The organism is Perlabentimonas gracilis (assembly GCF_011174675.1).
Taxonomy (GTDB): domain Bacteria; phylum Bacteroidota; class Bacteroidia; order Bacteroidales; family Tenuifilaceae; genus Perlabentimonas; species Perlabentimonas gracilis.
In genome coordinates this window covers 1-13,133 of the sequence record NZ_JAANIG010000026.1, presented here as the reverse complement: position 1 = coordinate 13,133, position 13,133 = coordinate 1, and the positions used below count along the sequence as shown (strand labels likewise).

Sequence of the window (13,133 nt, the reverse complement as noted above, 5' to 3'; positions counted from 1 at the left end):
ATTGTTTATTGACAGAAATGAATTACGCTTCAAACCTAGCCAACGATTAATGTAAGTAAGCCTAACGATTTTTTCAGCAAGAGTTGTTGTTTATAAAAAAAGTAATACATTTGTAATACAGATAGTAAAAACAGACAATTTTGCTTAAGCAAAAAATCCCATATTCTTTGGGCTCAACACTAAACGTACATTACTAGAGGTGGTACAAAAAGAGAATATTTTAGCGCATTTTGGTCCATTAAGCTACGAAGAAATTGGTTTTCTACTCAACAGAATGTCGGCATTTGTCGACAAGCAGGGTATGTCTATCACCACAAAGAAAAAGGTGTACTCAGCTATGGTAGAAAGCCTTGAGAACATCTATAAACATCAGGACATAATTAGCAGCAATACGGATCATCAGCCCCGCTTCACTCTTTATCTCGACGATAAGGAGTTCTCCCTTTTTGCGTCCAACAGCCTGCTTAGCCACAAGGTCCCTCCCCTACAAGAAAAGCTCGAGAAGGTTAATTCGCTCAACAAGGAGGGCCTTAAGGAGCTTTATAAACTCACCATACTTAGCGGCGATGTTTCGCCCAAAGGAGGTGCTGGCCTTGGAATCATAAACATTGCGAAGGTTTCCGAAAGCAAGATTATCTACAAGTTTGAAGAGATCAATAACGAGTACTCATACTTTACCCTTAATGTTCATATCACTAGATAAATACATAAAACACCAATGCAAACTATGGACCCCTTGCATATAGAACCCACAGAGTTTACGCCAAAGGTTCATTTCGATCCGGAGAACAGCATCTTTGAAATATCTGGCTTCTCTAGACCCGAAAATGTCATCGGGTTTTACCGACCAATCCTCAAGTGGCTGGAAGAATACAACGATCAGGTATTAAGCCTGAACACCGAATACAAAAAGATGCTCCTCACCCTAAACCTTAAGATGACCTACTTCAATTCCGCCTCATCAAAATTCCTCCTCGACATCCTCCTCGAATTCATGAAGTTCATGTCGAAGGGCAATGAGGTTGAGGTTAATTGGTACTACGAGGAAGGTGATGACGAAATATTTGAGTCGGGCGAGGAGATTTCGGATATGCTTGGATATAGCTTCAACTTTATTTCATACGTTCCCTAAAATTAACCCTGAAACCACAAACCGAGAGCCTCTGATCAACATCGGAGGCTTTCTTTTTTTGCATAAGGTGAAACTTGCGCACATCCAAAAGAAACACACATTCGTCAAGCAATTTGAACCGTTCACCAAAAAGCAGGGAGTCTGCCCCAAGCAAAATGTGATTTTCTTTACTCTTTTTGCCTATATTTGAACGCAAATACTTGCATTAATGGAAACATTGAAAATTGACGGTTCTAGCGTATCACCAAAAGTGCATTTCTCTGCGCAGGAACGCCTGCTTGAGATTAGTGGATACTCTAGGCCCGAAAATGCTCGCGACTTCTACAACCCCCTTATCAAGTGGATTGAAGAGCTTAAGGATTGGTATATGAAGAACCAATCTGCATCGCATGCTGAGCCTTTCATTTTCAATTTCAAGTACATCTACTTCAACAGTTCTTCCGCAAAATTTATTTTCGACATTATACTTCAGGTTAGCGAAATACAAAAAGCAGGAGTTCCTGTAAACGTGTTCTGGTACTACGATGAGGACGATGATGAGCTTCGCGAAGCGGGTGAGGAACTCTCCGAAATGGCACACACGCCGCTTCAATTCGTTGAGATTGCCTACTAAACTCCAAATTCTATACAGCCACACCAGCCCTACCGCGCCCGGTTAGGGTTGTTGCTATTTGCATATTATGCCATAAAAAAGGGCCGGGATTACCCCCAGCCCTAATAAACAATACTCTAATAGATTAAAACTTATAGTCGATGCCAATAGCAAAAACCATATTCGAACGGTTATAGGTTTCGCTATACGCTGGGGTTGTAGGTGCAACAGCAGCATAATCCTTGGTGTAGCTAGTGTACAGAGTGGTCATAAAACCAATGTTAATGCCCAAATTCTCGTTTACTAAGTACTTTCCCCCTACACCAAACGAGTTGGTGTTTAGGCTATGGGCCATATCGCTTTGGTAGTTATCGTTTACCCCGGTTTGGGTATACAAGTATCCTGTGCTGGCAAAAATATTGTCGGTTATCTGATACTCCAACCCAATGGCTGCCTCCCAGTAGTTATTGTCAATAACATCTGTATTCTCAACAAAAGCACCATTAATCTTTTTGCCGTAGTTGGCAGACTTGTCGAAGTAGTAGTGGAATCCTCCTGAAACTGAAAGCTTGTCGATGGGTTTATAACCTACACCAAGGGTTAACATAGCGGGCATATCATTAGAAATTACCTCCCCGTCGGGGAACAAGCCTGTTCCATCTACCTTAGTTTCGGTTGTAAGTTCCATATTGGTTTTAAATTCATACTTCACACCGAAGTTAAGTTTCTCGGAAGCAACAATGCTAAGTCCAATAATTGGAGTAACCCCAGAGCCCTGCTGCACAACATCAACCTCGGCATCGGCAGTCATCGCAGCATAAACAGGTTGCCCAATTTCTGTGAAGAATGTACTGGCTAGCATCATTCCACCTGTGGGATTAACCAAAGGATGCTGAGGATTAATCATAATATCACTAATATTACCCTCGTAAGTATTCTTTGCTGTAACATACCTAGCACCACCAAAAACGCCAATGGCGTCATTTATTGCATAGCTAATACCCGCTTGATATCCAAAGTAAGTTGAACTCCCTTTAAAAAACAGGTCCAAACTGTAGGCGGTGGTAGGAATACCAAGCAATGTTACCATTCCAGGAATTTGCGAAACCATCGACTCAAATGAGGGCAACCCACTATCGTACTCTGCTCCTCCTCCTCCTCCAATTGGGTTGAATGCAAAGGAGAAGACAAACTTATTGGCCTTGTATGCAACGTAAGCACTAGGGAATAAGGGAGCCTTTACAACACCATCGTAATCGCTACTATTTAAAGTTGGGAATGTGCTTGTCACGCTTCTTTTCTGATTAATATACTGATTACTTAAAGAAACATATAGGCCATTCTCCAGCTGTGCCAAGCCTGCTGGGTTGTAGTAAACACCCTCAATGCCAATTACAGCGTCAAGTGCAGGCATACGGATAAAACTAGCGCTTTGATTGGTGTTTGTAACAAGTCCGCCCGCAAACAGAAAAGCTGGCATACAAAGTGCAACCATTACACTTACTAATTTTCTTTTCATGCTAATGATTTTTGGTTAATACAATTTGTTTTAGGATGTGAAATAAATACATACGCAATATAAACAATTGTTCAAAGCGTTGTGCTTTCGATGGTAACAATTTGATGAATGTAACACTATTCTACTGGTTTACTACTTGTTGCTATCGTTACAGCAGAAAACACATGGAAAATCGACTACAAAAAGGGGTTCGCTGGTTGCCAAACAGCTATACAACTTACCAAAGGTCATTCAACTAGCAAACAGAAACAATTAATCCGTTTCAATGCATAATAATTCTTTCATACTTTAAACTATTGGCTCCAATTCATATCAATAGAGTACTACTCGTACAAAACATTTCTTATGATTATGAGACTTATTATTCCGATTGTGCTATTTACCCTGTTGCAAATAAATGCTTTAGGGCAAAACGAAACAGGTTACCAATTTGAAGCTGTTAAAAAGTTGGAAACATCGCCAGTAAAGGATCAGCAGCGCACTGGTACATGCTGGAGCTACGCAACCACATCATTCCTTGAAACCGAACTTATTCGGATGGGAAAGCCCGAGGTAATCCTATCGCCAATGTTCTTTGTGAGACATACATATACCGACAGGATTGACAGGTACATTCGATTCCATGGCACCAACAACTTTGGCCAGGGTGGCCAAGCGCACAACGTTATGGACGTTATTGCTCGCCTGGGGATGGTACCCGAGAGCGTTTACAGCGGACTTAACTATGGCGAGGATCGTCACGTTCATTCAGAGCTAGAGAGTGTACTTAGAGGAATGATTGATGCTGTAATAAAAAATCGCAACAGAAGGCTATCAACAGCATGGCAACCCGCTATCGAAGGTGTTTTAGACACCTACCTTGGGCAAACCCCAGCTACATTCTCCTTCAATGGGAAGGAATACACGCCAGCTACATTTGCCAAGGAGATGGGTATTGATCCGGACAACTACATAGAGTTAACCTCGTATAGTCACCATCCATATTTCGAAAAGATAGTGTTGGAGATTCCCGACAACTGGGCGCACAAGGGGTACTACAACCTACCTATCGACGAACTAATGGAGGTGATGAACCACGCCATTGACAAGGGATACAGCGTATGTTGGGATGGTGATGTTAGCGAAAAAGGATTTGTACACGGCAAAGGGTTGGCGGTTATGCCATTGGTTAAGGTTGAAGAGATGAAGGATAGCGAGCAGGCTAAGTGGGCTGAGGTGCCAAACGATAAGCTTATGGACGAGATTTACAGCTTCAAGTCTGTTGTTCCAGAAATTGAAGTAACCCAAGAGCTGCGCCAAGAGACTTTCGATAACTACGTAACTACCGACGATCACCTAATGCACATCATAGGCATCTCAAAAGATCAGAATGGCACCCCATACTATATAACCAAGAACTCATGGGGAACCAACAATGTATACGAAGGATACTTGCATATGTCGGAGCAGTTTGTTCGTAAGAAAACTGTTGCCATCATGGTGCACAAAGATGCTTTACCCAAAGCAACAGCCAGGAATTTGGGCATTAAGCGCTAAGCATAAGACCCTTCCGCAGCATTGCTGTGGAGAGCGAGTATGCTTTTTCATGGTTTTTTTAGGTTTCCACAGCCGGCTCATACACCGGCTGTGGTTTTTTATAGGACCAGCATGTTACATCCCCTAACCTGACTACCATCCATACGGCCAAGCACTTCAAAAGTGCCATTTGCGTGTAGTTTACCCAAATCATCGGTTTGAATAAACGAGCAGGAGTAAAGGTTTGCCAAGTCTATCACATTAATAGCCCCGCTGCTGTTTTTAGGTAAAAGAGTAAAAGGGTCGTAGGGATCGCGGACCAAAACTTGCATCCAGGGAGGTGTCTCAAATAGTCCGTCTCCTTTTGAGTATGCCTGCGAGAGTAGCTCCGTCATTCCGTACTCCGAGTGGATATGACCAACACTAAACGCATCCTTGAGCAGCAAGTGCATTTCGCCACGGGTAAGCTCCTTGCCCCTTCCCTTCATCCCCCCAGTTTCCATAATTATGGTACTGCTCAACGACATTTTATAACTTGAAGCCAACTCCAACAAGGCAAAGGTAACACCAATAAGTAGGGTGGGACGCCGATGCCGTTCCTGCTCCAGAATAATATCTACCAGCTTATTATGCTCGTTTAGAAAGAAACCACTTTGAGAATTTCGGCTCTCCTTAATCAATTGCTGAACCATATACACAAGCGACGACCCTTCCCGCTCAAGATACGATGGCAGCAGGGCAAGTATGGTATAATCTGTTGGATTACCGTAGAATTGCTTAAATCCAGCCATAAAGCTCTGCTCGTATAAGCTCACGCTGCGAACAGGATGCTTGCTGGTTTCTGCTCCGGTGGTACCGCTACTTGTAAAGATTGCTTGGGGTATGCTATCACCAATATATATATTGTGCGATTTAAAGAATGCTATTGGCAAGTAGGGTATGTGGTTTACACTTTGCACTTCGGATGGCTTTACCCTAAGTATATCGAGATACTTTTTGTACACAGCATTATGCTCGGCCTGAAACCGAAACACCTCCAAAGCCAACTGCTCAAAGTTTGCACTTGTTACATCGAAAATTATATCGCTTAACCTACTGCTCATGCTGCAAAGATATGGATTATTTGAACCCATTGAATATAACACGTTATTGCTATGCTTAGAGATAAAAAAAACGGCTAGGGAGGCTAGCCGTTAAATACTATATGTGTGAACTACTCCCTCACGGCCTTTATGCCTGGCAAGTCGCCATTCTCCAGATACTCTAAAAGTGCTCCCCCACCGGTTGACACATAGCTAACCTCATCGGCTAAGCCTAAAGAGTTTATGGCTGCAACCGAATCGCCGCCACCTACCAAACTAAAAGCACCATTAGCCGTTGCTCTAGCCATTGCTTTAGCCACCTGTTTGGTTCCCTCGGCAAACTTTGGCATTTCAAAAACCCCCATTGGGCCATTCCACAGAATGGTTTTGGAGTTTTCAATAACCTTGGAGAATTGCTCAACAGAGTCCTGAGCAATATCTAACCCAAGCCATCCCTCGGGAATATCGTCAACCCTAACCACTTTGGAGTTAGCCTCATTGCTAAACGAATCGGCAATTACAGTGTCTACGGGTAGAAGTATGTTTACGCCTTTCTGCTTGGCTTTTGCCATAATGTCCAAGGCCATATCAAGCTTATCATCCTCAACCATCGATGACCCAATTTTGCCACCCTGCGCCTTGATAAAGGTAAACATCATTCCTCCACCAATTATCAAGTTGTCCACCTTGTCCATAAGGTTCTCTATAATGGTGATCTTGGTGCTAACCTTTGCACCGCCCAATACGGCAGTATAGGGTTTCTGGGGCTTGTGTAAAACTTTCTCCAAGCCGTTGAGTTCGCTTTGGATAAGGTATCCGAACATCTTATTCTGTGGAAAGAATTTAGCAATTATTGTGGTAGATGCGTGAGCTCTATGGGCTGTACCAAAAGCATCGTTTACATAAACATCGGCTAGGTTGGCCAGCTTTTGAGCAAACCCCTCGTCGCCCTTCTCCTCCTCTTTGTAAAACCTGAGGTTTTCAAGCAGCAACACCTCCCCGGGCTTTAGCGCACTTGATAGTTGAACGGCTTCGGCACCTATGCAGTCGGGGGCAAATTTAACCTCAACACCAAGATGCTTGCTAAGCGTGGGTAAAATATGCTTAAGCGAGAATTTTTCCTCGGGGCCATCCTTGGGCCTTCCCAGGTGCGACATTAGGATAGCTGAACCTCCATCGCTCAATATCTTTTTAATTGTGGGTAGTGCGGCCCTTATTCGGTTATCGTCAGTTACATTAAATGCTTTATCGAGGGGCACATTAAAATCGACCCTAACAATAGCCCTTTTACCAGCAAAGCTGTAAGTATCAAAGTTTATCATGGCTTTAAAAGATTGGTTTTTTCAGTAGCAAAGATATGAAAATCTGCCGTGTGAAGGGTTTGATGAACCGATATTTCTTCGCAATCGTTTGGGGTAAAAGGAACTTTCCCAGCTTTTCAATTATTTACTTTTTACTACCTTTGAAAACCTTACTCAACAATAAAATTTGAAGCAATGCAATTTAAGGATATAGTTGGTCAACAGGCAATTATACAAAAACTCATTAAGAGTGTAAAAGACGATAGGGTTCCGCATGCTCAACTTCTTGTGGGGCAAGAGGGAACTGGCAAGCTAGCCTTAGCCATTGCATATGCACAGTACATTGCTTGCACCGACAAGAGAGATGATGATTCGTGTGGTGTATGCCCATCATGCTATAAGTTTCATAAGCTTATACACCCCGATCTCCACTTTGTGTTTCCCGTAAACGAGAAGAAAAAATCTGATGACAGCGATGACGAAACATCAGGTGGAAGGGGTAGCGATGCCAATATCCAGCTGTGGCGCGAAACCATCCTCCAATCGCCTTACATTAGCGAGTCGGAATGGTACTCACTGCTTGGGCTAGAGAACAAGGTGGGTATCATAAGCACAGGCGAGGGGTCGGAGGTTATCAAAAAGATTAGCCTAAAGAGCTTTGAGTCCGAATACAAAACCATGATTATTTGGTTGCCTGAGCGTATGAACCAATACGCAGCCAACAAGCTCCTTAAGCTAATTGAAGAACCGCCAGCCAAAACTGTTTTCCTGTTGGTATCAGAGAACCCCGAAAATATAATTGGAACCATCCGCTCACGTACGCAGATAGTAAAAGTACCACCCATTGCCCGCGAAGATATAGCCACTGCACTGGTGAATAAATGCCAAGTTCCTGCTCACAGAGCACAGGATGTAAGCCGAGTAGCCAACGGAAATTTCAGGGTGGCGCTCTCCCTAGCCCACTCCGATGAGGCGAATCCTCACTTCGAACTACTGAAAGAACTGTTAAGATCATGCTACTCCAACAACGTACTGGCCCTTCTTGACTGGGTTGATAAGGTAGCCCGATTGAGCCGAGAGAGCCAGAAGGAGCTTATTAGCTACTCGCTAAGAATGATTAGAGAAAGTTTTATGATGAACCTGGGACTTAACGATATTGCCTATATTGCTGGTGAGGAGGAAAAGTTTAGTTCAAACTTTTCGCCATACATTAATGGCAGCAACGTGGTGCCCATTTACAATGAGCTAAACAGAGCCATTGAGCATATTATGCGGTATGGCAACGCGCAAATTGTGTTCACAGATTTGACCATGAAGCTGGTGAAGCTGATAAACAAAAAGTAGCATTATCCCGATTTCCCTTCGCAAATAGGTTGAAATCGGAAAAAACCATCAAAATAGTTACCTTTGCAGCAAGCTAAATAACTAAAGATTATGGAAAAGAGCATTTGCTCACGCGGCGTAATACTTACAGAAAACGAGGGAAGTGAAAACTCCGTTTGCCAAAACAGTGGATGCGCCAAGCTTAGCACATACGATTGGTTTAACGATGTACCCACACCACCAATAGATACCGATGTAATAGAGGTTCAGTTTAAGAACACCCGTAAGGCATTCTACCGAAATGCAAATAATTTACCTCTCCGGAAGGGTGAAGTAGTGGCAGTGGAGGCATCGCCAGGCCATGATATTGGAACAGTAACCCTTACCGGTTGGCTAGTAAACAAACAAATGGCCAAGGCTGGTGTAAAACCCAACGATACCGAGCTAAAGAAGGTTTACCGAAAGGCAAAACCCGCCGATATTGAGAAGTGGCTTGAGGCCATCTCGCTGGAATACAACACAATGATTAGAACCCGCCAGATTGTTAACGACCTAAACCTTAACATGAAGATTGGCGATGTGGAGTATCAGGGCGACAAGACAAAGGCCGTTTTTTACTACATTGCCGACGAGCGGGTCGATTTTAGGGAACTTATCAAGATCCTAGCCGAAGAGTTCCAAATTCGTATCGAGATGCGCCAAATTGGTGCTCGCCAGGAAGCGGGACGTATAGGGGGCATAGGCTCTTGCGGCAGAGAACTTTGCTGCTCGTCATGGATAAACAACTTTGTATCGGTTACAACCAACTCGGCTCGCGTTCAGGAAATATCGCTTAACCCCCAAAAGCTAGCAGGGCAATGCGGCAAGCTGAAGTGCTGCCTCAACTATGAGCTGGAGAGCTACATCGACGCACGTAAGGACTTTCCAAAAACCAACATAGTTCTCGAAACAAAAGATGCGCTATACTACCACCAGAAAACCGATATCTTTAAAAGAGTAATGTGGTATAGCAGCGACCCCCACTCCGCCCTCAACATGACCTCAGTACCAGTTGAGAGAGTAAAAGAGATTATTACACTCAACGCGAAAGGGGTTAAGCCACTAAAGCTTGTTGAGTTTATCGAACCCGCTGACGAAAAGATTCAGTTTGGTTACGGAAGCGTAATAGAGCAGGATAGCCTTACCCGTTTCGACGAAAAGAAGAAACGCAAGCCAGCCAAGAAAAGACGAAATAAAATACGAAGGAGACCCGGCAATGAATAGAATCGTTTTTGCTGCAGCTGTTAGCATTTGGGCCATATTCGTTTTTCCCTCTTGCTCCGAGAGGTCGGTATATAACAGTAATGTAGATATCCCCAAGGAGACCTGGAGCGCCGACAGCATTGCCACCTTTAGGGTAAATATTACCGATACCACTTCGGTACATAACGTATACATCAACCTACGCAACACAACAAGCTACCCCAATAGCAATCTGTACCTCTTCATACAAACATCATCGCCAAACGGTGCAATGCTTCGCGATACTATGGAGTGCGTGCTAGCCGACCAAAGAGGACGATGGCTTGGCAAAGGGTTTGGCGCGCTTCGCGACAACCAAATACCCTACAAGCGGTATATCCGTTTTCCCGAAGCCGGAACCTATGAGTTTTCAATCCAACAGGGAATGAGAACTAACCAGCTAAAGGGCATAGCATCAGTAGGTATCCGTATTGAGAAAACAAAGCTGTAAAGCAAAAACCTCCATTTATAACATTTCGCTATTTACCGTGGGAAAGAACAAGCTTAAAAAATTTGCCGAAAACGAGACGTTCGAGAACTTATTCCAACCCTCGTTTGATGATGTTTGGAGAAAAGATCACCCCATTAAGGGAAAGTGGAACACTAGCTTCTTTAAAAACGACAACCCCATTGTTTTGGAGTTGGGCTGTGGCAAGGGTGAATACACCGTGAACCTAGCCAAGATGTACCCCAACAAAAACTTTATTGGGGTAGATATTAAGGGGGCTCGCCTTTGGACAGGTGCCAAAGATGCCACCGAGAAGCAAATGGAAAACGTTGCGTTTGTGCGGACTAGGATTGAGAATATCGTTTCGTTTTTCGACAAGGATGAGGTAAGCGAGATTTGGATAACTTTCCCCGACCCACAACCCCGCCCTGCCAAGGCCAGAAAGCGGCTATCGTCGAGCAGGTTCCTTACCTACTACCAGCAGTTCGCCAAGCCCAACGCAATTATCCATCTAAAGACCGATAGCCAAGGGCTGCACGAATATACTAAGGCGCTGGTTGAGCAGAATAACCTTAAGGTGCATTTTTGCACCAACGACCTATACAACTCGAATATAGTGGACTCTATCCTTTCAATTAGAACATTTTACGAAAGCATGTTCCTTGAGCAAGGAAAACCCATAACCTACCTCCGATTTGAGCTAAACACCCAAGCGCAGCTCCATGAACCAGAACTCGAGTAGCCCAAACTTTTTTGAGCAGGTTTACGAAGTAACACGCCTTATTCCATATGGCAGGGTAACTAGCTACGGTGCAATTGCCCGATACTTGGGTTCGACCCAATCGTCGCGTATGGTTGGCTGGGCGTTAAATTCAACCAAAACCCTGCCCAGCTGGGTTCCTGCACACAGGGTGGTGAACCGGCAAGGCTTGCTAACGGGTAAAATCCATTTCCCGGGCAGCAACACCATGCAGGAGCTGCTTGAAAGCGAAGGTGTTGTGATTGAAGACAACCGGGTTAAAGATTTTGAAAAGATTTTCTGGGATCCTCAGGTAGCACTTTCGCTGTAACCCGCGATTATTACTTGATACTGAAACCTTTTAGCCATTTCTTTGTTTGGTAATACAGAATGCCTAACTTTGCGGTTTATTTAAATTAATTAAAAACAGCATGAGCGTTTCAGAACAATCCATATTAGATATACTAAAACAAATTAAGCACCCAGAACTTGGGCAGGATATCGTTAGCCTAGGAATGGTTACCAACTTATCATCCTCAGAAAAAAGCATCGCGTTTACCCTAAGCCTGCTCAAGAGCAATGACCCATTTGCCTCTTCGGTAAAAAAAGCTTGCAGTAAAATGCTCTCAGCTGCCTTTACCGATGCTTCCGTTAGCATCGATATAAAAGCACCTGCGGCACAGCCCAAAGAATCGCCATATAAAGCGCAAGCCTCGGTGAGCAGGGTGAAAAACATTATTGCCGTTACATCGGGAAAAGGGGGCGTAGGGAAATCGACCATTGCAGTGAACCTAGCCGTTGCCATGGCCAAAACAGGTGCCTCTGTTGGGCTTATTGATGCCGATATATTTGGCCCATCAATCCCCAAGATGTTTGGCATGGAGGACGCAAAGCCCGAGGGCTTTAAGGAGGGCGATTTGGAGCTAATTAGACCCATAGAGAGCTATGGCGTTAAGCACCTTTCGGTTGGTTACTTTGTAAACCCCAACGATGCGCTGGTGTGGAGAGGCCCAATGGCAACCAACGCCTTGCGTCAGCTAATACATCAAGGAGCTTGGGGCGAACTCGACTACCTTTTTATCGACACTCCGCCTGGTACCAGCGACATACACCTTACCCTGGTTCAAGAAGTTGCCCTCACCGGGGTTGTTATTGTTAGCACCCCGCAGGATGTGGCACTTGCCGATGCAGTAAAGGGAATTAGCATGTTTACCGGGAAATCGGTAAATGTTCCAGTGCTAGGGCTAGTTGAGAATATGGCGTGGTTTACCCCCGAGGAGCTACCCAACAACCGCTACTACATCTTTGGTAAGGATGGTTGTAAAAAACTTGCCGATAGAATGCGCTTGCCTCTCCTAGGACAGATCCCCATTGTACAGAGTATTCGTGAGGGTGGCGACAATGGTATTCCTGCAGCCACTGAAGATGGCGTACTTTCCGATGCCTTTAGCAAGTTGGCACAAAGCGTAATGGAAGAGGTTACTCGCCGAAACGCCGAGATGCCCCCAACAAAAAGAGTTGAAATTACACACAAATAAAGTAGATTAAATTAAACACGAACAAAAATGAGTAAAGAGGAAATCAACAAAAAGGTTAGCGATGCAATTGAGCTTGTACGTCCATTCCTACAGAATGATGGAGGTGACATATCGTTGGTTGAAGTTACCGATGACCTAACCGTTAAGGTAGAACTACATGGCGCTTGCGGTAGCTGCCCATACAGCCTTATGACGCTAAAAAATGGTGTTGAACAGGCAATTCGTCGCGACGTACCCGAAATTAAGGAGGTGGTTGCGGTAAATATGTAACTTTACATAAAAACTTCTTTTGCCTTAAAGCTCTGTATTATGCAGAGCTTTTTTCGTTAAAACACACCTCACATTGCTTAAAGTACAGCATAAAACAATACCCAATAGGTTAAACCCAAATTTAGCTAACGCTGAGCTACGCTTCGCTCCGGTTGTCATTAGCGATTCTTTTTCTAATGACCGCCATTAGAAGAAGACACTGTTTATGCATTGATTATATGGGTGTTAATATGACAAATCGATAAAGAAAGACTAAAAAATTTCACTAGTGTCCGACTAAGTCTTTTTTAAAATGAAAATAATGTAATAGATTTCTCGCTTCGCTCGAAATGACAGGCTGTTACGCTGTATGGGGTGAGGGGGTGAAGGCGGCTACGCCGCCTTCACCCCCTT

14 protein-coding genes are annotated in these 13,133 nt (G+C 44.0%); 11 read left to right on the top strand and 3 right to left on the bottom strand.

Annotated elements, in window-relative coordinates; genetic code table 11:
* Nucleotides 1-199: 199 nt before the first annotated feature.
* The 3 genes from G8O23_RS11570 to G8O23_RS11560 all read left to right on the top strand — a co-directional run bounded on the left by G8O23_RS11570 (nt 200) and on the right by G8O23_RS11560 (nt 1,745).
* Nucleotides 200-703: a SiaB family protein kinase gene (locus G8O23_RS11570; RefSeq protein ID WP_166364960.1), complete on the top strand. Its 504-nt coding sequence runs from the start codon at nt 200-202 to the stop codon at nt 701-703.
* 24 nt (nt 704-727) lie between these two features.
* Entirely contained in the window at nt 728-1,132 is a 405-nt protein-coding gene (locus G8O23_RS11565; protein ID WP_166364958.1) for a DUF1987 domain-containing protein, read from the top strand.
* A 208-nt stretch (nt 1,133-1,340) separates the two neighbouring features.
* Nucleotides 1,341-1,745 (top strand): DUF1987 domain-containing protein, encoded by a 405-nt coding sequence (locus G8O23_RS11560; protein ID WP_166364956.1) that lies wholly within the window; start codon nt 1,341-1,343, stop codon nt 1,743-1,745.
* Nucleotides 1,746-1,869: 124 nt separating this feature from the next.
* Here G8O23_RS11560 and G8O23_RS11555 read toward each other — a convergent pair whose 3' ends face one another.
* A complete protein-coding gene (locus tag G8O23_RS11555) occupies nt 1,870-3,243 on the bottom strand; it encodes an OmpP1/FadL family transporter (protein ID WP_166364954.1) in 1,374 nt (457 codons plus the stop codon).
* Between the two features lie 351 nt (nt 3,244-3,594).
* Here G8O23_RS11555 and G8O23_RS11550 point away from each other — a divergent pair, with 351 nt between their 5' ends.
* Nucleotides 3,595-4,779, top strand: coding sequence for a C1 family peptidase (locus G8O23_RS11550; RefSeq protein WP_166364952.1), 1,185 nt, complete (start codon nt 3,595-3,597; stop codon nt 4,777-4,779).
* Between the two features lie 98 nt (nt 4,780-4,877).
* Here the strand turns inward: G8O23_RS11550 and G8O23_RS11545 are convergent, their stop codons facing one another.
* Complete coding sequence (locus G8O23_RS11545) at nt 4,878-5,861, bottom strand: LuxE/PaaK family acyltransferase (RefSeq protein ID WP_166364950.1); 984 nt, start codon at nt 5,859-5,861, stop codon at nt 4,878-4,880.
* Nucleotides 5,862-5,971: 110 nt separating this feature from the next.
* Nucleotides 5,972-7,162: a phosphoglycerate kinase gene (locus tag G8O23_RS11540; protein WP_166364948.1), complete on the bottom strand. Its 1,191-nt coding sequence runs from the start codon at nt 7,160-7,162 to the stop codon at nt 5,972-5,974.
* A gap of 174 nt (nt 7,163-7,336) precedes the next feature.
* Between G8O23_RS11540 and G8O23_RS11535 the strand changes: the two genes are divergently transcribed.
* The 7 genes from G8O23_RS11535 (at nt 7,337) to G8O23_RS11505 (ending at nt 12,740) form a co-directional block, all read left to right on the top strand.
* A complete protein-coding gene (locus G8O23_RS11535; protein ID WP_166364946.1) occupies nt 7,337-8,485 on the top strand; it encodes a DNA polymerase III subunit in 1,149 nt (382 codons plus the stop codon).
* A gap of 90 nt (nt 8,486-8,575) precedes the next feature.
* Nucleotides 8,576-9,727: a PSP1 domain-containing protein gene (locus G8O23_RS11530; RefSeq protein WP_166364944.1), complete on the top strand. Its 1,152-nt coding sequence runs from the start codon at nt 8,576-8,578 to the stop codon at nt 9,725-9,727.
* Nucleotides 9,720-10,196: a gliding motility lipoprotein GldH gene (locus G8O23_RS11525; RefSeq protein WP_166364942.1), complete on the top strand. Its 477-nt coding sequence runs from the start codon at nt 9,720-9,722 to the stop codon at nt 10,194-10,196. The genes G8O23_RS11530 and G8O23_RS11525 overlap by 8 nt, the downstream gene beginning before the upstream one ends.
* Entirely contained in the window at nt 10,177-10,935 is a 759-nt protein-coding gene (trmB, locus tag G8O23_RS11520; RefSeq protein WP_219932500.1) for a tRNA (guanosine(46)-N7)-methyltransferase TrmB, read from the top strand. Before G8O23_RS11525 ends, trmB begins: the two co-directional genes overlap by 20 nt.
* Entirely contained in the window at nt 10,916-11,263 is a 348-nt protein-coding gene (locus G8O23_RS11515; protein ID WP_166364940.1) for an MGMT family protein, read from the top strand. Before trmB ends, G8O23_RS11515 begins: the two co-directional genes overlap by 20 nt.
* Before the next feature lie 100 nt (nt 11,264-11,363).
* A complete protein-coding gene (locus tag G8O23_RS11510; protein ID WP_166364938.1) occupies nt 11,364-12,470 on the top strand; it encodes an Mrp/NBP35 family ATP-binding protein in 1,107 nt (368 codons plus the stop codon).
* A 27-nt stretch (nt 12,471-12,497) separates the two neighbouring features.
* Complete coding sequence (locus G8O23_RS11505; protein WP_219932499.1) at nt 12,498-12,740, top strand: NifU family protein; 243 nt, start codon at nt 12,498-12,500, stop codon at nt 12,738-12,740.
* Nucleotides 12,741-13,133 lie beyond the last annotated feature (393 nt).

Coding starts and splice junctions, on each gene's coding strand:
- G8O23_RS11565 (WP_166364958.1), top strand. CDS start 728: ATGGACCCCTTGCATATAGAACCCACAGAGTTTACGCCAAAGGTTCAT.
- G8O23_RS11560 (WP_166364956.1), top strand. CDS start 1,341: ATGGAAACATTGAAAATTGACGGTTCTAGCGTATCACCAAAAGTGCAT.
- G8O23_RS11555 (WP_166364954.1), bottom strand. CDS start 3,243: ATGAAAAGAAAATTAGTAAGTGTAATGGTTGCACTTTGTATGCCAGCT.
- G8O23_RS11550 (WP_166364952.1), top strand. CDS start 3,595: ATGAGACTTATTATTCCGATTGTGCTATTTACCCTGTTGCAAATAAAT.
- G8O23_RS11545 (WP_166364950.1), bottom strand. CDS start 5,861: ATGAGCAGTAGGTTAAGCGATATAATTTTCGATGTAACAAGTGCAAAC.
- G8O23_RS11540 (WP_166364948.1), bottom strand. CDS start 7,162: ATGATAAACTTTGATACTTACAGCTTTGCTGGTAAAAGGGCTATTGTT.
- G8O23_RS11535 (WP_166364946.1), top strand. CDS start 7,337: ATGCAATTTAAGGATATAGTTGGTCAACAGGCAATTATACAAAAACTC.
- G8O23_RS11530 (WP_166364944.1), top strand. CDS start 8,576: ATGGAAAAGAGCATTTGCTCACGCGGCGTAATACTTACAGAAAACGAG.
- G8O23_RS11525 (WP_166364942.1), top strand. CDS start 9,720: ATGAATAGAATCGTTTTTGCTGCAGCTGTTAGCATTTGGGCCATATTC.
- G8O23_RS11515 (WP_166364940.1), top strand. CDS start 10,916: ATGAACCAGAACTCGAGTAGCCCAAACTTTTTTGAGCAGGTTTACGAA.
- G8O23_RS11510 (WP_166364938.1), top strand. CDS start 11,364: ATGAGCGTTTCAGAACAATCCATATTAGATATACTAAAACAAATTAAG.
- G8O23_RS11505 (WP_219932499.1), top strand. CDS start 12,498: ATGAGTAAAGAGGAAATCAACAAAAAGGTTAGCGATGCAATTGAGCTT.